Below are 25,521 nucleotides of genomic sequence, written 5' to 3'. Positions count from 1 at the left end.
GATACTCCAGGCTACCAGGTCGCCTCATGGTACCTAATTGCATACAGGTATAATTACTATACCGATGTCGCCTCCTCAGACACAGGAGGCCGCCGTGCCGTTCACGTCACCCGAGATCCGACCGACAACCAACGACCGAACGGACGAGAAGAAGACCGTGCTCGTGCTCGGGGCCACTGGGCAGCAGGGCGGCGCCGTCGCAGACGCCCTTCGTGCATCCGGCTGGCCGGTCAGGGCACTCGTGCGCAACCCAGGTGGCGAGAAGGCCCGGGGGCTTTCCTTAGGGGGCGTGGACGTAGTCCGAGGGGACCTCGACGACCCCATTTCGATCCGGGCGGCAATGGCGGGTGTCCACGGCGTCTTCAGTGTGCAGCCAAGCTCAGGCCAAGGCCCTGCCCACGGTGTCACCGACGAGCAGGAGATCCGCTGGGGCAAGGACATCGCTGACGCCGCCCTGGCCGCAGGGGTCCGGCACCTCGTCTACACGTCGGTCAACGCGGTCGGCAGAGGTCCCACCGGAATGGGTCATTTCGACAGCAAGTTCGAGATCGAGGAGTATATTCGTAGCCTCGACCTGCGCAGCACGATCATCCGGCCCGCAGCCTTCATGGAACTGCTCATGCTCCCGGGCATGGGGCTCGACCAAGGATACTTCAGCTTCTTCCTTCGGCCGGACCAAGCCGCGCAGATCATCGCCGTGCAGGACATCGGGACGATCGTCGCGGCCGTATTTGCCGCGCCGGACCGCTTCGCCGGACGAACCCTCGAGATCGCCGGCGACGAAATGACGGGCGCAAAACTTGGCGAGAGGCTGAGCAACGCGGCAGGTCAGGCAATCAGTTACCTGCGCTTTCCCGACGTCGTCCTCGAAGGGGACGCGTTCCTCGGCCGACTAGCGTCCCTAGTCGATGACGGACGTCTTGCGGGCAACGCCGACGTCGGCGCGCTGCGGCAGGAGTTCGGCGCGCTGACAAGCTTTGACGAGTGGATTTCTGGCCCAGGCAAGCCGTTGTTGGAGCGAGCACTCCGAGCGGAGGAGTCAGTGGTGTCCCTCCGTTAGAGGCCCTCGGACGGTCCAAGATCACGCCGGGAAGCTGGAGCACGCCAAGATGCGGCGCTCCGGCAACGGTTGAACGGCGAACCAACGGTCAGGCTGTAGACCAGCTGTGCCGAGCGGCAGAAAACAGGCCTTGCCGGGTTTGCTTTGGGTCGCGCGCTGTCCACGGAGCTTTGGCTGCTTCGACGCATCTGCAAGCCGGAAGCGGACGGGCAGGAAATGGCCGAAAGCTGTCGGTCCGCTTCGGAGCAGTGCGACCGAAAAAGCGGACGGCCTCCTACCGACCCAACGCGGTCGTAGAGGCCGCGTCGTTCATTGCCTTAAAGCGGACGCGCTGAGCACTAGATGGCGGTACCGGCGGATGGCTTGGCCATGCGCTCGCGCAGGAACGTCGCGATCTTCGCCTGGGCTCGGCGCGCCTCGGGCAGCGGCAGGATCGCGTAGACGTGCATGAGGCCGGGCTCCTCGTGGTAGGCGAGGTCGAGCCGCCCATGAAGGCCTCGGCCTGGGCCCTCATGAACGACTCGTTCGGCAAGCCGGCGCGCATCCGCGACCAGGATGTCGTGCGACCCGCAGAACATCAGGATAGGCGGCAGCCCGGCAAGATTACCGAAGAGGGGGCTGACGCGCGCATCCCGGGGAGACCAAGCCCCGGCGTACCAGCGCCCGGCCGCCTCAAGGCCTGGGCGCATCAGCATGACGTCCGAGCGCTCGATGGAGGCCTGCGGCGGGTCGCACATCGTCACGTCGAGCCAGGGCGAGAGTAGGACCAAGCAACGCGGGGGCGGCAAGCCAGCGTCACGGAGCTGCATCGCGAGCGACAGGCTGAGCCCACCGCCAGCGGAATCGCCCATCACTGCCACCGGCGATCCGGGATGCTTGTCGAGCAGGCGCCGATAGACCGCGGTCACGGCCCGACTGGCATCGGCGCAGGTGTGGACCGGTGCAAGGGGATAGAGGGGCACGGTGAAGGTCAGCCCGGTCGCCTCGGCCATTCGGGTGATAAACCGCCAGTGAGGGGCGGTGATGTCATGAACGTATGCCCCACCGTGGAGATAGAGGACCTGTCCCGCCGACGTCCGATTGCGCGGCGCGATCCGGTAGACCTCGCAACCCTCTGTCGTGTCCCAGCCGACCTGCAGACGCCGGCGCATCGAAACCGTCGGACGAGCGGTGGGGGCTCTGGAGGCAATGACGTCTTCGGGAGCGATAGACGCGCTCGCAAGCGCTTTGCGCTGTCCCGACAGACGGATTGCTGTTGCAAGTAGACGTGCGGCTAGGCTCGCCATGAGTTCACCGGCCTCCAAAGGTGATGGCGGGAGTGCAGACGATGCCGGTCAGCGGCCATCCGCGGCGGATCGTGCGCGCCTCGCCATTCGCAAGATCGAACCTGCGGACGTGTCCCAGGAAAAGGTCAGTGACCCACAGCGTGTCGCGGCGCGCGTTCGCGCAAACCCCGATGCCCTCCCACAGCCCCTTCATCAGGATGCGGTGCTCGGTCAGCCCCTGCGCCTCGACCCGTGCGGCGTTCAAGGTGTTGCCTCGTGGGCCCTTGCCACGGTCCGTCCAGTAGAGCGTGTCGGTCCGGTCATCGAACATCAGGTCGATGGGCTCGGGCAGCCTATCGAGCAGCACCTCGACGTCGGCGCGCTCCGCCGGATCATCCCGCGGTCCGAGGTCGAGGGAGGTGCGCATGATGCACCCGACGCCGCCGTTGTTCGGCCCCTTCTGGGTCCAGTAGAGGTAGCGGTTGTACGGATCGACGGCGATGCCGACGCAGTGACGGCGCTGGTCCCGGCGCTGCCTGTCGCCGGCCCCGGTCTGGACGAGCACGGTGACCTCGCTTCCGTCCCGGCGGGCCCGCATCACGCGCATGCCCTCCCGGTCGCACCAGTACAGGCGGTCCGTGACGGGGTCGTACTCGATCTGCTTCGGAGTGAACGTCCCGCCTTTCGGGACGATGACCGTGCGGTTGCCCCCATCCAGGTCGCAACGCTCGATGAAGCCGTCGTTCTCGCCGAACTTCGCCCCCATGTTCGTCCAGTAGAGATGACCGCGCTCCAAGTCGGCGGTGATGCCGTCCGGGGTCCCGCCGAGGTTGTCCACCAGCGTCCGCACGTCCGAGCCGTCGGCGTTCATCACGAGTAGGCGCTGCGGGAAAGCCTGCAGGGCGTACAGGCGGTCTCCGTCGGAGGATGGCGCCGTATCGGGAGCAGTGCGTTCGGCGGTCATGGCGAGTTCCGAGAAAGATTGCGTGGATTGGTCCGGCGCTTCGTAGCGTCCGCCGCGCGGGTCGCAGGGCGCTGGGAGTTCAGTGAATTCTCGGGGGAGATTGACGGCGTGCGACGAGGGCGCTGACGCCGACGGCCGCGGCCAGGAACACCGCCACCGTCAGTGCGGGTCGCTTCGTCGCCTGCCACACGAGGCTCGTGGCTATGGCCTCGTCCCCGAACACGCCTCGGGTGCCGGACCTATGCTCGCTCGGGGCGTGGAGCGTCGGATCGCGCGCGGCGACGGCTTTCGGACTGGTGGTGCGCTGCCCCGTGACGCCGAGCTTGCCCACGATCCAGTCCATCGGCGTCTTGGGTAGGAAGTGGTCTGCCAGCAGCAGCGCCACGCTGGCGGCGCCGACGTTCCATTCGCGCCGACGGCTGGTCGCGGCGAGCAGGATGGCTTCCGCCGTGTCGTCCGGCGCGTAGGCCCCGCTCGGGACGTGAGGCACCGCGCCCCGGAGCTCGGACTGGGCATGCGAGAAGAAGGGCGTGTCCATGCCCGGCGGGCTCACCAGGCTCAGCACCACGGCCGACCCCTTATGGGCCAGTTCGGCCCTGACAGACTCGTGCAGGCCGCGCAGCCCCCATTTCGTCGTGGCGTAGGCCGACTGCAGGGGGATGCCGCGGTAGGCGATGGCCGATCCGACCTGCACCACCGTGCCCCGGTCGCGCGGCACCATGCGCCGCAACGCGATCCGCGTGCCGTTGACGCTGCCCGTGAGATTGGTGAGGAGGACGCGGTCGAAGTCTTCAGCGCTGCCCTCGTCGAAGAAGGCGTAGGTGCCAGAGCCCGCGACGTTGACCCAGACATCCATCTCGCCCAGTTCAGCCTCGACCGAGGCCGCCGCGCGTTCCAGGGCATCCCGGTCGCCGACGTCCGCGACGCCGATGGCCGCGCGGCCGCCGTGCCGCCGGATTTCATCATGGGTCGCGCGAAGGCCGTTGATGCCGCGCGCGATCAGGCCAACCGACCAGCCATGGCGGGCAAACAGCAAGGCAGTCGCCTTGCCAAGGCCGGACGGCGCCCCCGTCACGATGACCACGGGTGGTTGGCGGGTGGAACGCTTGATTGTCATGCCAGGCTCTCGGTTCCGGTGGGTGGCTCGGCCAGCCGTCCTCGCTTCGATTTCAGGCGCAGGCCGCGCGGGTGATCGAGCTTGGTTTCCACGCGGCCTGCTGGCTGGATTCCTGGAGAGAGGCGAAACCCAGGATCCAGCGTCTTGTGCGGCGGCCTGTCAGGGCTCCGAAGGCGGTCCGCGTTCAGCGGTAATCGTCGTAGAAGCCCCGGCCGGACTTAACCCCGAGGCGGCCCTGCCCGACGTAAGTCTTGAGCAGCTCGCGTGGTCCGGCAGGGATCCCCGGTCGGGTCGCGGCGTAGTGCTCTTCGATGTCGAGCACGACGTCGAGGCCGACCTTGTCCATCATCCGGAACGGCCCGCCGGGCGCGCCGGTGAGGACATGCGCGATGCGGTCGACGTCCTCGGGGGTCGAGGCACCCTCGGCGACGACGGCGAGCGCCTCACGCTTCACCGCCGCCCAGATCCGGTTGAAAATGAAGCCGACGCTCTCGGAGCGGACGTGGAACGGCACGAGCCCGTAGGCGGGCAGCCGCTTCATCAGCAGCGCGATCACGGAGTCGTCGGTCCGGCCGCAGGACATGATCTCCACGGCGGCCTGCTCGGGCGGCATGTAGTAGTGCGTGTTGACCACCCGCTCCGGCCGCGTGACTTCCCCAATGAACTGGCTGGACGGGTAGGACGACGAGTTGCTGGCCAGCACCGCGTCGGCGGGCGCGAGCCGGTCGAGGTCGCCGAACAGCTTCGTCTTCAGGTCGAGTCGCTCGGGCACCGCCTCGACGGCCATCCAGACATCGGCCAACGCGTCTTCGAGCGAAGCCGCGACCCTGACACGGCCAGCCGTCGCGCCTTGGCGCGCGCCGACGACGTTCCCGAGCTCACGCTCGACGTACAGGCGGCCAGCCTCGGCCTGCTCAGCCTTCGGGTCGTACAGGCGGACCTCACTGCCCGCGCTCGCCAGCATGAGGGCGATGCGCTGTCCCAGGGTGCCGCTGCCGATCACGGCGGTCGGGCGTGAAGTGTCGGGCAGGACGAAGGAACTCATGGCATGTCTCGTTCAAAGGTGGGACGCGCGCTCGGGGTGGCTTACGGGCGATGGGCCATGACCTCGTGGCAGGCGGGGCTCAGGCGCTCGACGTTCGCGACGAGGCAGTCCGTGATCGCCTTCCGGTTCGGGACGAGGGCGCGGCAGAGACGCAGCACGTCAGGCGTGCAAGCCTGCCTCTCCTGCATCGTCTCGCGATGCGGGTCGTCATCGCCGGCCAAGGCTGCCGCGGGGATCAGGGTCATGTGGGCGGCGACCAAGGCCGCCGCCCCGAAAAGATGTGCGGACGCGAGTTTGGTGGCGGTCGGCATTGTCGAGGGACCTTTCGTGGGGCGATGCGAAGACGTCGGTGCCCGGATTCGGGCAGCTCCGCCGCCGGTGATGATGGAAACCATATGGTTTCCTAACGCGGAATGGCAAGCGCGGTCGGCATGAAATCCTTTTGGCGTGAACCCCCGCCGTGGCGCCAGAAATTGATGGTCGCGAGCTAGCCACCTATATACTTGGCTGGCTGTCGCTTGACAGGAACGGTTCTGGTCGCGCGGGTCTGCCCGCAGCCCACTCGGAAGCGTGTGTCTGGAAACCAAACGGTTTCACGAGGTGGTGATTTGGGTGAGGCAGAGAGGCCGGTGAAGGACCTGCAGGTGAGCGATTTGATGTCCGGTCCGAACGTCAGCGTTGCCGTTGCCCGCGCGGACAGGAACGACCGGACCTATGCCCGGCTCGTCGCCGCGGCCCGCGCAGAATTCCTGAGTCAGGGTTTTGCCGGTGCGACCGTAGCTTCCATCGCAGCGAGCGCGGGCATCTCGAAGAAGACTGTCTACCAGTACGCCGCCTCCAAGGAGGCGCTCATGTACGAGGTCATCTCGGACGCCTGTCAGGAACTCTTCAGCCCGATCTTCAGGTCGGGTGGCGCCGACTTGGCCCGGCCGGAGATAGCGCGCTGCCTGATAGAGTTCTGCCTGCTCTCGACCTCCGAGGACGGGGTGACCGCCCATAGGCTTGCTATCGGAGAGGCGCGTCAGTTCCCGAACATGGCGCAAGTCTACAAGCACGCCCTGAACGCCTACGTCATCGAGCCCCTGGCCGCCTGGATCGGTCGGCAGAACGAACTCGGCCGGCTGAGGGTCGATGACCCGGGGCTGGCCGCAGACATGCTGGCCTGCATGGTGGTCAGCCCCTACGTGCGCGACCTCAGCCTGGGCGTAAGGGCGCGGCCGGCTCGCGAAGAGGTGGAGCGCGTCGTCAACACAGCCTTGAACCTGTTCTACGCCGGCTGCGCGACGCGCCTATACGACGCCGCAGGTCCGGGGGCAGACCATTCGGTGCCGATGTAAGCCCGTCGAACTGCACGCGGTTCGCTTGAGCCGTATCGCCTACTCCGCATAGACCGCCAGTGAGCAGCGACTGTTGATGAGGACTGTCAACTGTAGACCGAACGGCTGAAGTCACGGTCAGCTTTGGACGGCCGCCAAGCGTCCGCTTCACAAATTCTGCGCCCGAAAGCAGACCGTCGCAGATCCACCCATGCCAGTCGTCCTGGCTGTCATGAGCGCTTCCCGAGACAGGCCCTCAGCGCGGCCGGATCGGCTTGGCGCTGCATCCGCCAAGCCGACAGCGCGAGTTCTACGCCACGACCGCGAAATCGAGGTTCATCGGGGCGACCCTTCGTGGCGTGAGATCATCGGTCACGTCCACGGATGCATCCACTTCCGCGAAGCGGAACCGCCGAGCCCAGACGCTTCCGCCGCCTCGAAGATAAAACCCGAAGTGGATCGACCGAGCGTCGGACGGGACATCGAGAACGATGGACCTCCCCTGCCAATCGACGGTGCCGGTAAGCGGGCCTTCGCTTGCGCGCCCCTCCATGTTGTCGAAGGCGAGGGCTCGGGTCTTGTCGCCGTCGACTCGAAGCCAAATCGTGGCTGCCCCCGTCACCGCTTCTGCCTTAAGCTCGGCTTGGAGCTGAAGGCGCTTGCCGAGGTAGGCATCCGCCCGAAAATTCTGCATCAGCGTCCCAAAGCCGGATCCACGGTGGCCCGGTATCGGCTCCGCATAAGCGACGCTGTAGCGGATGAGCGCGCAGCTCTCCTTGGGATCGAACCCCATCTCGTAGTCGTCGCTGCGCGAGCCACCGATGTTCCACCCCTCTGGTAACCGCAGAGGCGGACGGTCGAGCTGGGCCGCGAGCGTGTTCCAGTCACGCCAACCGAACTGGCGTGCCACGCATTCCAAGCTGTCACTGTGGGTTATCTCGATACGCCGTTCGGCAAGCGCCTGGCGGAGGTTCTTCGCCATCGCCTTCGGGTCACGGGGGGTATGCATGCGTCCGATCCTTGAACCGGGCGATCGCGAATATCGGGGCTCGCATTGCCGACGGGACCGCCCAGAAGGTCAGACCTGTTCGAGCGCATGAGTGCATTCACCAGACCTTGCGGCGCGAGCGGCAGGCTGCACTGACCGCAGCCAGAAAAACGTCGGCTGGAGCCGCTGTCAAGCGGAGCGTGGCTGGAGTGGTCTAGTCGCGAGCTGCTGGGTGTAGCGACGTCCGCTCCCATTGGGTTGCTGCACAAAACCGGACAGGCGGGAAACCACCCAACCCAGCTATTCGAGGGCGCCCGCTCACACGGCTGGAGCTGGCCGGAAGCAGCTGGTCCGCTTCAGAGCAGGTACACCGGCAGAACGGACGGATCTCCAACGAACGAGCTTGGCCGCACCGGCCATGCTGGGCCTTATCAAAGCTTAGACGTGTCGTCGGTGAGGGAAATGCTTTGATAACCTCATTGACGAGAGCTTGCAGCTTGGGGGGCTGAGGGCGGCCGGCCGTGAACATCAGGAACATCGATCGCTCAGAGACTCGATAGTCTGTGAGCACAGGCACGAGAGCCCCTCGCTCCATGGCGTCCCGTAAGACGGCTTCAGGTTGCAGGACGATGCAGTGGCCTGCCATCGCCGCGGCGGATAGCACCCGGCCATCATTCACCTGGAAGCGGCTTCGGATCGGCTGGGGCCTCTCGGGCTTCTGCGCCGGCCCGGCCGTAGCCGCCCTCTCGACCGGCGCTGCCCCCTTCCTCGTCTCTGTGGCGGCGATGCTCCTCGGCATGGCTACGCAGGAACTCCACGCGCGTTGAGGCCGGATGATGGTCGCGGTCAGGCCGGAACAAGCCCGATCACGCTGAGAGTGAGTGCCCGGTCACGGCGTGGCGGCTCGCGGGCCGAGCCAGGCCCAGGTGATCCCGCAGGGTCGCTCCGGAATAGTCGTACCGGTACAGGCCGCGGCGCTGCAGGATCGGCACGACCGCGTCCACGAAGGTCTCGAGGCCCTCCGGCAGCACGTCCGGCATCAGATTGAAGCCGTCCGCCGCGCCGGCGCGGAACCACGCCTCGATGTCGTCCGCGATGGTCTCCGGCGTGCCGACCACGATGCGGTGGCCGACGCCGCCGCCTAGTGCCCGCAGGAGCTGGCGTACGGTCAGCTTATCCCGGCGCGCGAGGGCGACAGTGCCGAGGAACATCGTGTGGTTGGCGTCGGGCGGCAGGGGCAGCGGGTCTGGGAGCGGCTTGTCTAGATCGAGCCGGGCCGGGTCGATCCGCAGCGTGCCGGCGAGCCGGGCCAGGCTGTACTCGACTGGCACGAGATCCCAGAGCGCGTCCTGGCGGCGGCGCGCCTCGGCTTCGGTGGAGCCGATCACGGTGGCGAGCCCTGGCAGGATGACGAGTGCGTCCGGCGCGCGTCCGTATCGCGCGGCGCGAGCCCGCAGGTCACGGGCATAGGCGGTGCCGTCCTCGATCGTCTGAGCCAGGGAGAACACCGCGTCCGCGGTGGCGGCGGCGAGTTCCCGCCCGTCCTCCGAGCCACCCGCCTGGAAGGTGACGGGGCGTCCCTGCGCGCTGCGCGGCACGGTGAGCGGCCCCGCGACAGCGTAGTGCGCTCCCCGATGGTCGACGGCGTGGACCTTGGCCGGATCCACGAACCGGCCGCTCGCCTTGTCGCCAAGGAAGGCATCGTCTTCCCAGCTGTCCCACAGGGCGTGGACGAGATCGGTGAACTCCCGGGCCCTGGCGTAGCGGGCACCGTGCTCCGAGGCGCCGCTGAAGCCGAAATTGCGGCCCGCGGCGGCGTCCGCCGTCGTCACCACGTTCCAGCCGGCCCGGCCACGGCTGATGAGGTCGAGGCTCGCGAAGCGGCGGGCCAGATTGTACGGCTCGTTGTAGGTGGTGGAGGCCGTGGCCACGAGGCCGACATGGCTGGTCGCTGCCGCCACGGCGGCCAGGACGATGGTCGGTTCGAGAGCATTGAACGGACGGTAGTCGATCCGGTCGTTGATCGCCGGCGTGTCGGCCAGGAAGATCGCGTCGAGCTTGCCCCGCTCCGCGACGCGGGCGACGCGCACGAAGTGGTCGATGTCGACGAAGGCGTCAGGCCGGCTGTCAGGCAGCCGCCACGCGGACGGGTAGACGCCCGAGTGCAGCAGGTTGACGTTGAGATGCAGCGTGCGTCTGCTCATCGTGGATCTCCGGGTCAGCGGACGCGCGGCAGCACCTGCTCGGCGAAGCGGCGCATCTCCGCCTCGAACGGCTGGAACTGCAGCATGAACAGGTCGATGCCGGCCGCGTGGAACGCCCGGATCCGCTCCGCCACGGTGGCGTAGCTGCCCACCAGCCCGGCGGCCGTGCCGCCGTTGGTGCCGACGTGGCGGGCGGCGGCCGCGTCGGTCTTGGCGAACATCACGCTGGCCGTGTCGGTCCGGGCGCGGGTGCCGGCGCGCAGGTCGGCGTCGCGCTGCGCCAGGGCGAGGAGCCGCGCGTGCTCGGCCTCCGCCTCCGCGTCGGTCTCCCGGGCGATCACGAAGGCCGAGAGGCCGTAGCGCATCGGGCCGTTGGCGGCGGGCCGGCGGGCGACGTCGGCGATCAGGGCGGCGACGTCCTCCAGCGGCTGGCCGTTGATGAACCAGACATCCGCGTGGTCGGCCGCCAGCGCCCGGGCGGGCTCCGACTCGCCGCCGAGATAGATGGTCGGCCGCTTCCGGAACGTGCCAGCGGGGCGGAGCTGGTAATCCTCGACCCGGAAATGCGCCCCCGCGAACGTGACCCGCTCGCCGCGCATCAGCCGGTCCACGAGGCCGATCCACTCGCGGCCGTAGGCGTAGCGGTCGTCGTGGGCCGGGAAGGGCAGGCCGGCCCGCTCGAACTCGGCCTTGTTCCAGGCATTCACGAGGTTCAGGGCGAAGCGGCCGCCGCTGATATGCTCGATCTGGAGCGCCATCTTGGCGAGCACCACCGGATGGTAGAGCCCGGGCTTGATCGCCGCGATGATCTCGATGCGGCGGGTGAGCGCCGCGAGCGCCGCCGCCCCCGTCCAGGCCTCGAGCTGGTCGCGCGTCGGGTCGTAGGGGTTCATCGTGTGCTGGGCGACCAGCACGGAATCGAAGCCCAGGGCCTCCGCCTCCAGGACCAGGGCGCGGTTGCGCTCCCAGCTGGCGTCGTCCGGCTCGTCGGGATCGTGGTGGGAGGCCCGGGAGCCGTGAACGGCCGCCCAGATGCCGAAGCGGGGCGCGTGGGTGGGTCCGGCCATGGCCTCAGCCCCGCTCCGCCGGCGCCTGCCAGATCGGCACGTCGGTGGCGGCGATCCGGCGGGGAATGAGCTTGGCCTCGTAGAACACGTCGGCGATGGCCTGCTGCTCGCCGAACTGGGCGCGGTCCACCGGTTCGACCGCGTAGGTGCGGCGGCTGTTGGCGGCGGCCACCACCGCGGGCGGCAAGTCACCCCAGATCGGGGCCAGCAGCGCCACCGCCTCCTCCGGGTTTGCCCGCATCCAGGTGCCGGCCTCGACCAGCGCCCGGTAGACGACAGCGACGACCTCCGGCTGCGCGGCGACGAAGCTGTCGTTGACGAGGTAGTAGCGGTGATAGCTCGTCAGGCCGGTGGCGTCGGCGACGACCCGCACCGGGCGCTTGGCCTGCGCGAAGGCGAGGAACGGGTCCCAGATCGACCACGCGTCGAGGCTGCCCTGCTCGAAGGCGGCCGCGCCCTCCGGCGCCTGCAGGTAGGCCGGCTTGATGTCAGAAAAGCTCAGGCCCACGCGCTTCAGGGCGGCGGCGAGCACGTAGTGGCTGCCCGAGCCCCGGGAGACGCCGACCGTGCGGCCCTTCAGGTCCGCGATCGTGCGGATCGGCGAGTCCGCCGGCACGATGATCGCCTCGGCGGCCGGCGCGCCGCGCTCGCGGGCGTAGAAGGTCAGCGGCGCCTTGGCCGATTGCGTGAAGATCGGCACCGCGTCGGCGACGTCGGCGTGGATGTCGACGGCGCCGGCCGTCATCGGCTCGATCACGCTGGTGAACAGGTGCCAGCTCGGCGTGAAGCCGAGCGGCGCGAGGCGCTCGGTCAGCGTGCCCTTCACCTTCAGCACGGTGAACAGCACCGAGGAGCGCTGCATGCTGATCTTCACCTCGCGGGGACCGGCCAGCACCGCCGGCGCGCCGAGCGCCAGGACAGTGGCCCCGCCGAGCCCGCCGCGCAGGAGTGCGCGGCGGGAGGGGCCGAACTGGCCCGTCGTGTCGTCGGTCATCGAGTGCTCGTGAGGCGGAAGGAGGAGAGGTCTCAGGCGCCGGGGCCTGGTAGCCACGACCCCGTCCATTGAAGGCCGACAGGTCGCTTCGGATCAATGAAACGTATTTTCGATTTGGCGGGCATATGGGGGAGCGTTTCGCTCTGCAAAGCCACTTACGCAACAGATATCTCTTTTCGCGACTGCGGCCATGCGAAATTCTGGAATAATCTATAGAATGTTTGAAAGAGAATGTACTTCCCGTAATGGCTTCTGCCGAGAAATAAAGCTTCTCTTACGAGGCGACTGACGATGCATGGGTCCCAAATATCGAGTCGAATGAAAAATCAGGCTTGAGATAGGGGGAAGTCTCGCTGATTCCTCGGGCAAACGCCCGTGGGGCGGTGTCGGAAATCGGAAAGTCGAAGCCATGTCGCAGACGGATGCGGGCTGGGGTGCGGGGCCGAGTGCGCGCTACGAAACCCTGGCGGACAAATTCCGCCCTGTTTTTTCCGAGATCCGCGCCACCGCCGTCGAGCGAGACCGCACCCGCGGCCTGCCGCACGCCGAGATCGGCTGGCTGCGGGAAGCGAATTTCACCACCCTGCGGCTGGCCCCCGAGGAAGGCGGCCACAGCGCCAGCCTGCCCGAACTCTTCGCCCTGCTCATCGAATTGTCGGCCGCGGATTCGAACGTCACCAACGCGCTGCGGGCGCATTTCGGCTTCACTGAGGACGCGCTGTGCTCCTCCTCTCCAGAATGGCGCGCAGCCTGGATAAAGCGGATCGGCGCGGGCGAGACGATCGGCAGTGGTGTCTCGGAGACCGGTCCAGCCAAAGTCGGCGCGTTCGACACGAAGGTGCGGCGGCGCGACGGCAGTCTCGTGGTCGACGGGCGGAAGTTCTACACCACCGGCTCGCTCTTCGCGGACTACATCCACCTTTCGGCCGAGGACGAGTCTGGCGGGGCGTTGACGGCAGCAGTGCCGGCGCGCGCGCCGGGCGTTGCCATCGTGGATGACTGGGATGGATTCGGACAGGCGCTCACCGCCAGCGGCACCGCGACCTTCGACGGTGTGATCCTCGACCCCGCCCTGATCAAGCCAGACCCGGCCCGCTTCCCCTATGCCATGGCGTTCTTCCAGCTGGTGCATCTGGCGACGCTCGCCGGCATCGGCCGGGCGGCAGCGGACGACGTGGCGCGGCTGGTGGCAGAGCGGACCCGCGTCTACAGCCACGGCAATGCCGGGCGCACGGCCGACGATCCGCAGATCCAGGCCGTCGTTGGGCGGGTGCGGGCCAACGCCTACGCGGCCGGCGCCGTGGTGCTGAAGGCCGCCGAAGCGGTCCAAAGGGTCTACGACGCGCAACGGGCCGGATCGCCGGAGGTGGAGCGGCAGGCGACGCTCGCCGACGTCGAGGTCAACCAGGCGGTCAGCGTGGTCACCGACCTGATCTTGACGGCGACGACGAGCCTGTTCGACGCGCTGGGTGCCTCGGCTGTGAAGGTGAGCGCCGGGCTTGACCGTTATTGGCGCAACGCCCGTACCATCGCCTCCCACAACCCGCGGATCTACCGGGACCGCAGCATCGGCGCCTTCGCGATCTCTGGCGAGGCTCCGCCCCGGCAGTACCGCGTCGGTTCGGCGTGAGGTTGCGGGCATGACACGAACCGAACGTATGCGCCTAGGCGCCTTCCTGTACCCCGGTGGGCACCACGTCGCCGCGTGGCGGCATCCCACCTCCGAAGCCGATGCCGGGATCAACGCCGCCCATTACCGGCGCCTTGCCCGCACGGCCGAGGCAGCGAAGTTCGACCTGATCTTCCTCGCGGACGGCGTCAGCATCCGGGGCGACGATCTCGACGCCCTGAGCCGGACAGCGATCCGCTACGTCGGCCAGTTCGAGCCGCTAACCCTTCTTTCCCACCTCTCGGCGGTGACGGATCGGATCGGCCTCGTGGCCACCGCCTCGACCACCTACAACGAGCCGTTTCACGTCGCGCGCAAGTTCGCCTCCCTCGACCACCTGAGCGGCGGCCGGGCGGGTTGGAACCTCGTCACCTCCGCCGACCCGCGGGAAGCCTGGAACTTCAGCCGCGAAAGCCACCTCGCCCACGCCAATCGCTACGCCCGGGCGGAGGAGTTCGTGGACGTCGTGCGCGGCCTCTGGGACTCCTACGAAGATGACGCCTTCGTCCGTGATCGCGAGGGGGGGCGCTTCTTCGACCCCGACAAGCTGCACCTGCTGGCCCACGAGGGCGAGCATTTTTCGGTGCGAGGGCCGCTTAACGTCCCCCGCCCGCCGCAGGGGCACCCGGTGGTCGTGCAGGCGGGCTCGTCCGAGGCCGGCAAGGCGCTCGCCGCGCGCACCGCCGAGGTGATCTTCACCGCGCAGCAGACCCTGGAGGATGCGGTCGCCTTCTACGCCGACGTAAAGGGCCGAATGGCCGATCATGGCCGCGATCCGGATCACCTCAAGATCATGCCGGGCGCCTTCCCGGTGGTCGGTCGGACCGAGACGGAGGCGCAGGACAAGTTCGCCTCGCTGCAGGAGTTGATCCACCCGGTGGTCGGCCGCTCGCTCCTCGAGCAACTTACCGGCGCCGACCTGTCGGCCTACCCGGACGACGCCCCCGTGCCGGAGTTGCCCGAGACCAACGGCGGCAAGAGCCGCCAGGACCTATTTCTGCGCCTCGCCCGGCGTGAAGGACTAACGATTCGTGAACTCTACCTGCGTGCCGCCAGCGCCCGGGGACACTGGACGATCGTTGGTACGCCGGCTCAGATCGCCGACGCTCTTCAGGAGCGCTTCGAGGCCCATGGCGCGGACGGCTTCAACATCATGCCGCCGACCTTGCCTGGCGGGCTCGATGATTTCGTCTCCCTCGTGCTCCCGGAATTGCGGCGCCGAGGCCTGTTTCGGAATGAGTACGAGGGAGCGACCCTGCGCGAGCATCTCGGCCTCCCGCGTCCCACCGACCGGTTCTACGCGCGGCACGACGCGTCCGTGCGGAGCGCTTCATAACTATGACCAGGCTGGAGATACGCTCGACTTCGGATCACATAGCCATGACCGACGACGACACGACCGTACCGGCCCGCCGGCGCTTCCTTCGAGGCGGCGTCGCCGCCGCCGTCGGGATGGTGGCAGGACACGGCGCCCGGGCAGAGGAAGCCATCCCGCCCCGTATCCCGGAGAGCATGAAGGCCCCCGGCGCCGATGTCGGCAGCCAGACCTACGGCACACCCTCGCGGTTCGAAGCAAGCGTCATCCGCAACGTCCCGAAGGGTCTGAAGCAATACATCTCCGCCTCCAGTCGCACTCCGCTGCAGGATCTCGACGGTATCCTGACGCCCAACGGCCTGTTCTACGAACGCCACCACGGCGGCATTCCCGACATCGATCCTGCCCGGCACCGGCTAATGATCCACGGTCTCGTCGAGACGCCGCTGATCCTGACAATGGAAGATATCCGCCGCTTCCCGTCGGAGTCGCACATCCACTTCCTCGAATGCTCCGGCAATCCCGGCTTCGAGGCGATCAAGGGCAAGACGGCTTCCGACCTCGTCGGCCTCGTCAGCTGCGCCGAATGGACCGGCGTGCGCCTCGCCACGGTTCTAGGGGAGGCCGGTTTGAAACCAGAGGCGAAGTGGGTCGTGGCCGAGGGTGCGGATTCCGCCGCCATGACCCGCAGCATCCCGATCGAGAAATGCCTCGACGACGCGCTGCTGGTCTACAGCCAGAACGGCGAGCGGCTTCGCCCGCAGCAGGGATATCCCTTGCGCGTCTTCCTGCCCGGCTTCGAGGGCAACATGAGCGTGAAGTGGCTGCGCCGCCTCAACGTGACGTCGGAACCGGCGTATTCCCGGGAGGAGACCGCCAAGTACACCGACTCCATGCCCGACGGTATGGCACGGCAATTCACCTTCGTGATGGAGGCGAAGTCGATCGTGACTCGGCCGTCGGGCACCCAGCGGATCACCCCCGGCTTTCACGAGATCACTGGCCTCGCCTGGAGCGGGCGGGGCAAGATCCGCGGCGTGCAGGTCACGACCGACAGTGGAAGGACCTGGCAGGACGCGACCCTGCAGGAGCCGGTCCTGACCCGGGCGCTGACGCGCTTCCGCCTGCCTTGGACCTGGGATGGGACGCCGACGACCATCGCGAGCCGGGCGACCGACGAGACCGGCTATGTGCAGCCCAGCTTCGAGGACCTGACGGCGGTGCGCGGTCTCAAATCCTTCTACCACAACAACGCCGTCGTGCCCTGGCGCATCGCGGCGGACGGCGAGGTCGCCAATGGCTATGCGTAGGTTCGGCCGTCTCGTCGGCGTCGCCCTCATGATCGGCTCCGCCGGCGGCGCCCTGTCCGCTGAGCGCTACGGGATCGGCCGTCCGGCGACGGAGGCGGAGATCTCCGCATGGGACATCGACGTCGACCGAGACGGCAGGAAGCTTCCGCCGGGAAGCGGCAACATCGCCCACGGCCGCGATGTCTTCGAAGCGCAGTGCACGTCCTGCCACGGTGCTCGGGGCGAAGGCGGGACCGGGGAACGGCTCGTCGGTGGGCAGGGGACGCTCGCCTCGACGAGGCCGGTCAAAACCGTCGGCAGCTTCTGGCCCTACGCACCGACTCTGTTCGATTATATTCGCCGCGCGATGCCGATGAATGCCCCGCAATCCCTTAGCGATGACGATGTCTACGCGGTCTCGGGCTACGTCCTTTACCTGAACGGGCTGGTTCCGGACGGGACCGTGCTCGACGCGAGATCCTTGGCGGCCATCCGCATGCCGAACCGTGACGGGTTCGTCCCGGACCCCAGGCCGGATGTGAGGCCCTGACCGGACCAGATCGACGGTCTCGTGATCCTCGGGCGATACGCAGGTCATGACGACGTCTGACCGTCAGGTTCGCCGCATCTTACACCCTGCTCAGATCCCGCTGCGCTCTCGGCGGCCTGTGCGGTCGTAGCCAGCCCCGGAGGCACCACGGCTTCGAGACACGACCGTCGAGTCGGTACGGTGCCCGGCGATCCGCCTTGTCGCCACATGCGCCGAAGATCCGCCGAACCGGCCAAAAGAAATATGCTTCGCCGGCGATCATCGTAGAAGTTATATCCAAGAACCGAAGATATAGCGCGCAATAGAATACAAAATTCCATCGGACCAATAAAAACGGGGCGCTGCACGTTGCCACGTGCCAGCGTTGCGTTTTACACATCTGCCGATAATCGATGCACTGATCCCGGCATCCAATCCGTGATTTCAATTGCGTTCAAAAAACGATGTCGCGCCAGTGTACTGATCTGGTGCGGATGAGATTGTCTTGGTGAAATCTGATGCAAAAGATAGTTCCCCGCGCCGCGGCACTCACCGCCTGCGCTGTTTGGCTTGCGGGGCCAGCTTGCGCGGCGCCGTCCGGTCCGGCCCCTAAGTCCGGTGGCACGATCACGTGGGGCGTCGCGACCGAGCCGAGTTGCTTCGATCCGCATCGGTCATCCCAGCAGGCGGCGTTCTTCGTCGCCCGGAACTACATCGACTCCCTGGTGGCCAAGCGCGCGGACGGGAGCTTCGCCCCCTGGCTCGCCACGGAGTGGTCGATCACGCCGGACGGCCTGACCTACACCTTCACGCTTCGCGACGGCGTCATCTTCCACGACGGCACGCCGCTCGATGCTGAGGCGGTGAAGGCCAACTTCGACTTCGTAAAGAAGCCGGAGAACGCCGCAAACGCGGCCTCTCTACTCGACCGCTACGCGCGGGCCGAGGTCGTCGCCCCGAACGTAGTGAGACTGATCCTCGCCCGGCCGGATTCGAGTTTCCTGGAATCCGTCTCCAACGTGAAGCTTGGGATCATCTCGCCGAAGGCTCTCGCCAAGGGCGATCTCTGCGGCGGCGGCCCGGCACTTGCCGGTACCGGCCCCTTCGTGTTCGCGGACTACGTGCGGGGCCAATCGGCTCGGTTCACCCGCAACACGGCCTATGCGTGGCCGCCCGGCTACGCTGCCCATTCCGGCCCGGCCTATCTCGATGGTTTCACGATCCGCTTCCTGCCGGAGGCGGCGGTACGGGCGGGCGCCCTCTCTTCGGGCCAGCTCGACGTCATCGAGGGCGTGCAGCCGACGGATGCTCCGCTGTTCGCCGATCAGCCGGACTTCACCCTGCTCAAGGGGCCGCTGGGCGCCGGCACGGCCTTCACCCTCAACGTCAACTACACCCGCGCGCCCGCCGACGACGTCCGCGTGCGGCGCGCCCTCCGCGACGGGTTCGACCCCGAGCCGATCGTGCGCCAGGTCTATCTGGGCACAGTCCCGCGGGCGTGGTCGATCATCGGCCCGGACAACCCGGCCTTCAACCGGGCCCTGGTCGGCGGCTGGGGCCGGGACGTCGCTGGCGCCAACCGGCTTCTCGACGAGGCCGGCTGGACTGGCCGGGATCCAGCCGGGTTCCGCACCCGGGACGGCAAGCGCCTGACGATCGAGGTCGGCTATCCGCAGCCCTACGTGCGCGACAATCGCGAGGTGCTGATCCAGGGCATCCAAGCCGCGGTGCGCAAGAACATCGGCCTCGACCTCAACCTGCGCATCATCACGGCGGGCGAATACGCCAAGAACAACGCCACCGGGACCTGGGCGATCTACCCGAATACCGACAATCCCTCCGATGCCGCCCGCGAACTCTGGGACATGCTCGGCTCGAAGGGCTTCCTCTACACCAACATCCCGAACCCCGACCTGGAGATCACCGGATTGGTCGACGAGGCGCTCGCCGCCACGGATCCCGTGCGCAAGCGCGCGCTCACCGACCGGATCCAGGCGCTCGGCATCGAGAAGGCGTACATCGTCCCGCTATTCGCGCCGAGTTGGTTTCTGGCGGCCCGAAAGGGCGTCGAGGGCCTCGGCTTCGAGGCCGGCCTCGACTCGCCCGCGAACGGCTACGACGTCTGGCTTTCCGGGGAATAAGCCGATGGCGGTGCGCTGGATCACGGTCCGTATCCTGAGCCGTCTGGCCACGAGCCTCTTGGTCGCCTGGGCAAGCGTGACCGCGACCTTCGTCGCGCTTCACGCCCTGCCGGGCCGGATCGAGGACATCCTCGCGGGCGACGTCGATTTCCCCGGGCTGCGCGAGGCGATCGCCGCCGAGTGGGGCCTGGACCGGAGCCTGCCGGCCCAATACGCCGACTTCCTGCTCCGCATCGCCCATGGCGATTTCGGCACCTCCTACGTGCTGCGCCGGCCGGTCATCGAGGTCGTCGGCTCCCAGCTGGGGCCGACCGTCGAACTTGCTCTCGCGGCGGGTCTCCTCGCCGTCCTGCTCGCCGGTGGGCTCGCCCTCGCGACGGCCGGCCGGGGGCGCCTCGCCCGCGGCCTCGCTTCGAGCCTGGAGCTCGTCGCCGCCTCCACGCCCGTCTTCTGGCTCGGCATCCTCCTGTTGATGGCGTTCTCGTTCTCCCTGCGCTGGTTCCCGGTGGCGGGCGCCAAGAGCTGGAACGCCCTCGTGCTGCCGGCGATCGCCCTCGCTCTGCCGACCGCCGGGCTCCTGGCCCAGGTCCTGCGCGAGGCGATGGAGAAGACCCTCGATCAGCCATTCGTCACGACCGTCCGGGCCCGCGGCGTAAGCGAGACCGCGATCCGGACCCGCCACGTCCTGCGTCACGCGCTGCTCCCGGCGGTGACACTCGGCGGGTGGCTGATCGGCGGTCTCCTCGGTGGCGCCGTCATCACCGAGAAGGTGTTCGGCCGGCCGGGGCTCGGCACGGTGACGCTCGGGGCGGTCCTGACCCACGATGTGCCGGTGGTGCTGGCGGTGGTGCTGCTCGCCGCACTCATTCACGTCGCCGCCTCCACGCTCCTCGACATCCTCTACCTCCTCATCGATCCGAGGCTCAGGGCCGCATGACAGCCTCCCCCCATCCCGCCCCCTCCACGGCGGCACTCTCGACCAAGGGACTGATCGGACATGCGCCCGGCGCGTCGGCCGCACCTCCGCATACGACCCGATCCGGATCTGGTCTTCCGCCACGCTTCGCCTTGGCGGTAGGATTCCTCGTGCTGCTGGCCGTCGTCGCGTTGGGACCAAGCCTTTTTACCGGCTACGATCCCCTCACGGGCGACGTGACCGAGACCCTTCAGGCACCGAGCTGGATCCACCCCTTCGGCACCGATCGCCTCGGGCGCGACGTCTTGGCCCGGACCCTCTACGGCACTCGCTACTCGCTGCTGATCGGGCTTGCCGGCATGGCGGTCAGCGCTGCCGCTGGCGTTCTCTTGGGCATCCTGGCCGGACTGCGCAGCCGACTGCTGGACGAGGCGGTGTCGCGCCTCTTCGACGTGCTCTCATCCTTTCCGGGTGTGCTGCTGGCCATGCTGATCGTCACCTTCCTGGGTCAGGGCATGGCCAACATCGCGCTGGCCGTCGGCATCGCCGGCATTCCGAAATTTGGCCGCGTCGTCCGCGCGCAGACACAGCTCGTTCGTGGCGCCGACTACGTGACCCACGCGACGATCTACGGGCTCGGGCGCTCGCGGATCTTCCTGCGCCACGTCCTGCCGAACGTGCTGGTCGCGGTCCCGGTGATCGCGACCATCTACATCGGCAATACGATCCTGGTCGTGTCGGGCCTGAGCTTCCTGGGCCTGGGGCCGCAGCCGCCGACGCCGGAATGGGGCGTGATGCTCGCCGAGAGCCGCGACGTCTTGCGCGTGGCGTGGTGGCCTGGCGTCTTCCCCGGGCTCGCCGTGACCCTGACGGTGATCGCCTTCAGCATCGTCGGGGCCGTACTTCAGAAGCGCTTCGAGGGACGCCTCGCATGACTGATCCCCGCGAACCGCTCGTCGACATCAGCGGCCTCTCGATCTGCTTCCCGGCCCAGGGCGACGGGCCGGTAGTCCAGGGCATCGATCTCGCCGTCCATCCGGGCGAATGCGTTGCCTTGGTCGGCGAGTCCGGCTCGGGCAAGAGCGTCACGGCGCGCAGCCTCCTGAACCTCGCTGGCGACGGCGCTCGCGTGGAGGCGGCAAAGTTCCGGATCCGCGGCCGGGATGCGCGGAGTTTCCGTGCGGCCGATTGGCGGCACCTGCGCGGCACCTTTACGGGCCTCGTGATGCAGGATGCGCTGGTGTCGCTTGATCCCCTGCGGACGATCGGCAAGGAGGTTAGCGAGGTGCTCACCGAGCACCGGCTGGTCTCGGGCCGCGTCGCTCTGGAGGAGCGCGTCCACGCGACGCTTGCGAAGGTCGGCATGCCGCGGCCGTCCGAGCGGGCCCGGCAGTTCGCCCACCAGCTCTCCGGCGGTCTCCGGCAACGGGCGCTGATCGCCGCCGCCATCGCGGCCGAGCCAGACCTGATCGTCGCGGACGAGCCGACGACGGCGCTCGATCCAGGCATCCAGGAACAAGTGCTCGCGGTCCTGGCAGCCCGGGTCCAGGAAGGCGCGGGCCTTCTTCTGATCAGCCACGATCTCGCACTCGTGGCACGGATCGCGCACCGCGTGGTCGTGATGCGGGCTGGCCGTATCGTCGATGCCGGCGCGATCCAAGACGTCCTGGCGCAGCCGCGGCATCCCTATACCCGCCAGCTACTCGCCGCGATCCCTTCCTTCGGCTCCCGGGGCGAGCGCTTGGCATCGGCGCGGCTCGCCCCCGGCCACGACACGTCCGCGATTACGCGCGATCCGCTCCCGCCGCGCGTGGCCGTCGAGCCACGCCCCGTGCTTGAGGTGCGCGACATTGCAAAGCACTACGCGCAGCGCGCCGCGCCCGGCCAGACCGGCGCCTTCACCGCCCTGGACGGGATCAGCTTCACGGTGCGAGCCGGCGAGGTGCTCGGAATCATCGGCGCCTCGGGCTCCGGCAAATCCACCTGCGCCAAGATCGTTCTGGGTCTGCTTGAGCCGGATGCGGGCGAAGTGCGACTGCTCGGAGAGCCCTGGTCGGGTATCCCCGAGTCCCGACGCCGACCCCTGCGCCGGCGGCTCCAGTACATCCCGCAGGATCCGCTGAGCAGCTTCGATCCCCGCTACCGCGTCGAGGACATCGTGGCCGAGAACCTCCCGCACCCAGGCGCGAAGGATCGGCGCGCGCGCCTGCTGGCGCTCCTCGATCAAGTGGGCCTGAACGGTGCCTTGCTCGATCGCCATCCGCGCGCGCTGTCGGGCGGCCAGCGCCAACGCGTGGCGATCGCCCGGGCACTGGCCGCCGAGCCCGCGCTGATCGTCTGCGACGAGCCAGTGTCGGCCCTCGACATCTGTATCCAGGCGCAGATCCTAGATCTGCTGGCCGACCTCCAGAGCCAGCTTGGAACCGCCCTGTTGTTCATCTCTCACGACTGGGGCGTGATTCAGCACCTCGCCGATCGGGTGCTCGTTTTCCAAGAGGGCCGGATCGCCGATCAGGGAAGCATCGTCGATGTTTTCGGAAGCGGGGGCCTGAGTGCCAGCCTGCCAAATCGGAATGCGGCCTGAGTGGCCGCGAGAGTAGCCTCAGCGGACGACGCCCCAGCGACGCACCGTCACCCGCTCCAGGGTGGCGAAGACGACGTTCTCGACGAAGAGACCGATCAGGATCACGACGAGCAGGCCCGCGAAGACCCGGTCCGTGTAGAGTTCGTTGCGGTTCTGGTAGATGTACCAGCCAAGGCCGCCCTTGCCGGAGGCCGCACCGAACACGAGTTCGGCGGCGATCAGGGTTCGCCACGCGAAGGCCCAGCCGATCTTGAGACCCGACAGGATCGCCGGCAGCGCCGCCGGGATCAGGATCTGCCAGACGTAGGCGAGCCCGGTCAGCCCGTAATTCCGGCCCGCCATGCGCAGGGTCTCGGGCACGCCCTGGAAGCCGGCGAAGGTGTTGAGCGCCAGCGGCCACAGGACCGCGTGGACCAGCACGAAGATGAGGCTCCCGTTGCCGAGCCCGAACCAGAGCAGGGCCAGCGGCAGCAGCGCGATGGCCGGGAGCGGGTTGAACATGGCTGTCAGGGTCGAGAGCAGGTCGCGGCCGAACTGGGTAGAGACTGCCAGCGTCGTCAGCCCGAAGGCGAGGAGGGTGCCGATCGCGTAGCCCTGCGCCAGCACGGCTAGGGAGATGCGCACGCGCTCGATCAACTCGCCGTCGGCCAGCCCCTCGGCCAGGGCCGACAGGGTCGCGGTGAAGCCCGGCAGCAGGAGGTCGTTGTCCTTGAACCGCGCCAGCGCCTCCCAGGCCACGGCCAGGATCGCGAGGATCAGAACCTTGCGCAGCCAGCCCTGCTGCCAAAGGCGCACGCCGATCGGCAGGGCGCGGGTGACAGGCGCATCCACGAAGGGCGGCAGAACTCGATCGACCTCCGGGCGGATCGGCGGCACCGTCCGTGCCGTCATGGCGAAAGCAGTCATGTGGCGCTCCCGTCGGCTTCGAACAGGCGCTCGTGGAGACGCCGGGCGGCAGCCTGGAAATCGGGGCTGCCGAGGCTCGTCAGGTCGAAGGCGTGGCTGTTGATCTCGCTGCGCACCCGTCCCGGATGGGGAGAGAGCAGCGCCACCCGGTTCCCGACGACCAGGGCCTCCTCGATGGAGTGGGTCACGAACAGGAGGGTGAAGCGGACCTCGTCCCAGAGGGCCAGCAGTTCCTCCTGCATCCGGCGCCGGGTGAGGGCGTCGAGCGCCGCGAAGGGCTCGTCCATCAGCAGCACCCGGGGCTGCATGGCGAGCGCCCGGGCGATGGCCACGCGCTGCTTCATGCCCCCGGAAAGTTGGTGTGGGTAGCTGTTGGCGAAGGTTGTCAGGCCGACCTTGTCGATGGCCTGCCGCGCCCGCTCCACGGCCTCGCGTCGACCGAGGCGACGGGATGCGCGCAGCGGGAACGCCACGTTCTGCAGCACCGTCTTCCAGGGCGGCAACTGGTCGAATTCCTGGAACACGACGATGCGATCCGGCCCCGGCCCCCGCACAGGCACACCGTCGAGGGTGATCTCGCCCTCCACCGGCGGGATGAACCCCGCCACGGCCTTGAGCAGGGTGGACTTGCCGCAGCCCGAGGGGCCGAGCAGAACGAAACGGTCGGCCTCATAGACGTCGAGGTCGATGCGGTGCGCGGCGCGCACGACCCGGGCCGGCGTGCGGTATTCGAGGCTGACGCCCGCGATGCGCAGGAGCGGATCCGGCAAGGTGGGACACGCCGTGGCCGGGCCGCTCCAAGTCGCCGTCTCCGGCTCCGGAGGCACGACGCGGAAGTTCGTTTCTGTCAGAGTCATGCGCCTGCTTAGCTACCGGTGGCGGTGCGCGGGCTGGCGAAGAAATAGTCCGACAGGCTCTTCGGCTCCGCCTTTATCGCGCCGACCCGGTGCATGAACTGGCCGAGGCCGAGGGTGTTCTGCGGCTCGATCTTGAAGCTGACCTGCGGGTTCTTGATGACCTTGAGGAGCAGCTCGCGATCGAGCTTGCTGTTCGTCGCCTTGATGTAGATGTCGGCCGCCTTCTCGGGGTTGGCCGTGACGAACTTGGCCGCCTCGTCGAGGGCGTCGACGAAGGCCGCGTAGGTCTTGGGGCTCTCCTTGTAGAAGCGCTCGGTCGCGTACAGCACGGTCGAGGAGGAGGGCCCGCCCTGGACGTCGTAGGAGTTCAGGACGATGTGGGCGTTCGGATTCTCGGCGAGTTCCTGATCCTGGAAGGGCGGGTTGGCGAAATGGCCGGTGACCTCGGTCCCGCCCTTGACGATCGCGGCCGTCGCCTCGGGATGCGGGACGGCGACGCTGATCTTGTCGAGCTTGGCGAAGTCCTTGTCGCCCCAGAGCTTGGCGGAGGCCCATTGCAGGATGCGCGACTGCACCGACACGCCGACCGCCGGCACGGCGATGCGGTCGGCGTCCGTAAAGTCCGCGATGGTCTTCACCTCTGGCCGGTTGCTGACGAGGTAGTAGGGAAAATTGCCCAAAGAGGCGACGCCCTTCACACCCTGCCGCCCGCGGGTGCGGTCCCACAGGGTGAAGAGCGGCCCGACGCCCGCCCCGCCGATATCGACCGAGCCGGAGAGCAGCGCGTCGTTGACGGCGGAGCCGCCGGAGAGCTGGACGTACTCCACTGCGATGTCGAGGCCCGCGTCCTTGCCGTGCTTCTCGACGAGCTTCTGATCCTCGATCACGTTCAGGAGCAGGTAGACGACGCCGAATTGCTTGGCGATGCGCAGCCGGCCTTCCGCCGCCGCTGCGGGACCCAAGGTCATGCCGGCAAGCGCCAAACTCCCGACCAGGAGGGCAAACCGCCAGCGCACACGCAGGCTCCAGCGCTGATTGGACATGTGTGGCTCCAGAATGCCTGTGCTGTCGCGGAGATGCAGGCTTAATCACGAAAAAGAGATGCAGATCTGACTATTTATTAGGGACCAGTCAACAAGAACATTGTTTTTCCCAGGTGCGCTCAAATAGATTTTTCAGCTCCAAATTCCTTAGACTATGGAATTCTCACCCGATGGAAAGCGCTGCGCCGGCGACGCCTAGTGGGGGTCGTCACGATCCAGCGGGCTTATGTGCAGAGGGCGACTTTCCGCGCA

At 67.8% G+C, this 25,521-nt stretch carries 23 protein-coding genes; 11 read left to right on the top strand and 12 right to left on the bottom strand.

Annotation, left to right across the window (positions count from 1 at the left end):
* The first annotated feature begins 94 nt into the window (after window positions 1-94).
* A complete protein-coding gene (locus C4T42_RS19575; RefSeq protein WP_244603232.1) occupies window positions 95-1,060 on the top strand; it encodes an NmrA/HSCARG family protein in 966 nt (321 codons plus the stop codon).
* Between the two features lie 338 nt (window positions 1,061-1,398).
* On the opposite strand, the gene C4T42_RS19570 is transcribed toward C4T42_RS19575, so the two are convergent.
* The 5 genes from C4T42_RS19570 to C4T42_RS19550 all read right to left on the bottom strand — a co-directional run bounded on the left by C4T42_RS19570 (window position 1,399) and on the right by C4T42_RS19550 (window position 5,696).
* Window positions 1,399-2,211, bottom strand: coding sequence for an alpha/beta hydrolase (locus C4T42_RS19570; protein WP_053621143.1), 813 nt, complete (start codon window positions 2,209-2,211; stop codon window positions 1,399-1,401).
* A 139-nt stretch (window positions 2,212-2,350) separates the two neighbouring features.
* Entirely contained in the window at window positions 2,351-3,289 is a 939-nt protein-coding gene (locus C4T42_RS19565) for a 3-hydroxyacyl-CoA dehydrogenase (RefSeq protein WP_103985672.1), read from the bottom strand.
* Window positions 3,290-3,368: 79 nt separating this feature from the next.
* Window positions 3,369-4,406 carry an SDR family oxidoreductase gene (locus C4T42_RS19560; RefSeq protein ID WP_103985671.1) on the bottom strand — a complete coding sequence of 346 codons (1,038 nt, stop codon included), beginning with the start codon at window positions 4,404-4,406 and terminating at the stop codon, window positions 3,369-3,371.
* A gap of 184 nt (window positions 4,407-4,590) precedes the next feature.
* Window positions 4,591-5,451 carry a 3-hydroxyacyl-CoA dehydrogenase family protein gene (locus tag C4T42_RS19555; RefSeq protein WP_103985670.1) on the bottom strand — a complete coding sequence of 287 codons (861 nt, stop codon included), beginning with the start codon at window positions 5,449-5,451 and terminating at the stop codon, window positions 4,591-4,593.
* A gap of 41 nt (window positions 5,452-5,492) precedes the next feature.
* The gene (locus tag C4T42_RS19550) at window positions 5,493-5,696 is read right to left on the bottom strand and encodes a hypothetical protein (protein WP_053621185.1); all 204 of its coding nucleotides are present in this window, start codon (window positions 5,694-5,696) and stop codon (window positions 5,493-5,495) included.
* Window positions 5,697-6,080: 384 nt separating this feature from the next.
* Here C4T42_RS19550 and C4T42_RS19545 point away from each other — a divergent pair, with 384 nt between their 5' ends.
* Window positions 6,081-6,788 (top strand): TetR/AcrR family transcriptional regulator, encoded by a 708-nt coding sequence (locus C4T42_RS19545; RefSeq protein ID WP_103985669.1) that lies wholly within the window; start codon window positions 6,081-6,083, stop codon window positions 6,786-6,788.
* A gap of 289 nt (window positions 6,789-7,077) precedes the next feature.
* On the opposite strand, the gene C4T42_RS19540 is transcribed toward C4T42_RS19545, so the two are convergent.
* A complete protein-coding gene (locus C4T42_RS19540; RefSeq protein WP_103985668.1) occupies window positions 7,078-7,776 on the bottom strand; it encodes a glyoxalase superfamily protein in 699 nt (232 codons plus the stop codon).
* A 572-nt stretch (window positions 7,777-8,348) separates the two neighbouring features.
* On the opposite strand from C4T42_RS19540, the gene C4T42_RS32865 reads away from it, so the two are divergent.
* A complete protein-coding gene (locus tag C4T42_RS32865) occupies window positions 8,349-8,582 on the top strand; it encodes a DUF6691 family protein (protein WP_348529872.1) in 234 nt (77 codons plus the stop codon).
* Between the two features lie 39 nt (window positions 8,583-8,621).
* On the opposite strand, the gene C4T42_RS19530 is transcribed toward C4T42_RS32865, so the two are convergent.
* From C4T42_RS19530 to C4T42_RS19520, 3 genes are read right to left on the bottom strand one after another with little or no spacing between them, the layout of a single operon-like run.
* The gene (locus C4T42_RS19530; protein ID WP_103985666.1) at window positions 8,622-9,959 is read right to left on the bottom strand and encodes an LLM class flavin-dependent oxidoreductase; all 1,338 of its coding nucleotides are present in this window, start codon (window positions 9,957-9,959) and stop codon (window positions 8,622-8,624) included.
* 14 nt (window positions 9,960-9,973) lie between these two features.
* On the bottom strand, window positions 9,974-11,026 hold the full coding sequence (locus tag C4T42_RS19525; RefSeq protein WP_103985665.1) for an LLM class flavin-dependent oxidoreductase: 1,053 nt from the start codon (window positions 11,024-11,026) through the stop codon (window positions 9,974-9,976).
* 4 nt (window positions 11,027-11,030) lie between these two features.
* Window positions 11,031-12,020 (bottom strand): ABC transporter substrate-binding protein, encoded by a 990-nt coding sequence (locus C4T42_RS19520; RefSeq protein WP_103985664.1) that lies wholly within the window; start codon window positions 12,018-12,020, stop codon window positions 11,031-11,033.
* 409 nt (window positions 12,021-12,429) lie between these two features.
* On the opposite strand from C4T42_RS19520, the gene C4T42_RS19515 reads away from it, so the two are divergent.
* The 8 genes from C4T42_RS19515 to C4T42_RS19480 all read left to right on the top strand — a co-directional run bounded on the left by C4T42_RS19515 (window position 12,430) and on the right by C4T42_RS19480 (window position 22,463).
* A complete protein-coding gene (locus C4T42_RS19515) occupies window positions 12,430-13,650 on the top strand; it encodes a monooxygenase (protein ID WP_103985663.1) in 1,221 nt (406 codons plus the stop codon).
* 10 nt (window positions 13,651-13,660) lie between these two features.
* Window positions 13,661-15,025, top strand: a complete 1,365-nt coding sequence (locus C4T42_RS19510) for an LLM class flavin-dependent oxidoreductase (protein WP_103985662.1) — start codon at window positions 13,661-13,663, stop codon at window positions 15,023-15,025.
* 44 nt (window positions 15,026-15,069) lie between these two features.
* Window positions 15,070-16,314, top strand: coding sequence for a sulfite dehydrogenase (soxC, locus tag C4T42_RS19505; RefSeq protein WP_103985661.1), 1,245 nt, complete (start codon window positions 15,070-15,072; stop codon window positions 16,312-16,314).
* Window positions 16,315-16,342: 28 nt separating this feature from the next.
* A complete protein-coding gene (locus C4T42_RS19500; RefSeq protein WP_244603231.1) occupies window positions 16,343-16,843 on the top strand; it encodes a cytochrome c in 501 nt (166 codons plus the stop codon).
* Window positions 16,844-17,547: 704 nt separating this feature from the next.
* Window positions 17,548-18,963: an ABC transporter substrate-binding protein gene (locus tag C4T42_RS19495; RefSeq protein WP_210202151.1), complete on the top strand. Its 1,416-nt coding sequence runs from the start codon at window positions 17,548-17,550 to the stop codon at window positions 18,961-18,963.
* Between the two features lie 4 nt (window positions 18,964-18,967).
* Complete coding sequence (locus tag C4T42_RS19490; RefSeq protein WP_210202150.1) at window positions 18,968-19,900, top strand: ABC transporter permease; 933 nt, start codon at window positions 18,968-18,970, stop codon at window positions 19,898-19,900.
* 149 nt (window positions 19,901-20,049) lie between these two features.
* Window positions 20,050-20,814, top strand: a complete 765-nt coding sequence (locus C4T42_RS19485) for an ABC transporter permease (RefSeq protein WP_210202149.1) — start codon at window positions 20,050-20,052, stop codon at window positions 20,812-20,814.
* Complete coding sequence (locus C4T42_RS19480) at window positions 20,811-22,463, top strand: ABC transporter ATP-binding protein (RefSeq protein WP_103985658.1); 1,653 nt, start codon at window positions 20,811-20,813, stop codon at window positions 22,461-22,463. The genes C4T42_RS19485 and C4T42_RS19480 overlap by 4 nt, the downstream gene beginning before the upstream one ends.
* 18 nt (window positions 22,464-22,481) lie before the next feature.
* On the opposite strand, the gene C4T42_RS19475 is transcribed toward C4T42_RS19480, so the two are convergent.
* Genes C4T42_RS19475 through C4T42_RS19465 form a run of 3 tightly spaced genes read right to left on the bottom strand, consistent with a single transcriptional unit; the run spans window position 22,482 to window position 25,269 of the window.
* Window positions 22,482-23,369 (bottom strand): ABC transporter permease, encoded by an 888-nt coding sequence (locus C4T42_RS19475; RefSeq protein ID WP_181049188.1) that lies wholly within the window; start codon window positions 23,367-23,369, stop codon window positions 22,482-22,484.
* Complete coding sequence (locus C4T42_RS19470; protein ID WP_244603230.1) at window positions 23,366-24,226, bottom strand: ABC transporter ATP-binding protein; 861 nt, start codon at window positions 24,224-24,226, stop codon at window positions 23,366-23,368. The genes C4T42_RS19475 and C4T42_RS19470 overlap by 4 nt, the downstream gene beginning before the upstream one ends.
* Before the next feature lie 8 nt (window positions 24,227-24,234).
* Window positions 24,235-25,269: an ABC transporter substrate-binding protein gene (locus C4T42_RS19465; protein WP_103985655.1), complete on the bottom strand. Its 1,035-nt coding sequence runs from the start codon at window positions 25,267-25,269 to the stop codon at window positions 24,235-24,237.
* Window positions 25,270-25,521: the final 252 nt, after the last annotated feature.

Source organism: Methylobacterium sp. 190mf (assembly GCF_900107945.1).
Classification (GTDB): domain Bacteria; phylum Pseudomonadota; class Alphaproteobacteria; order Rhizobiales; family Beijerinckiaceae; genus Methylobacterium.
The sequence above is the reverse complement of the archived record's forward strand: the minus strand, read 5'-3'. Positions and strand labels throughout refer to the sequence as shown.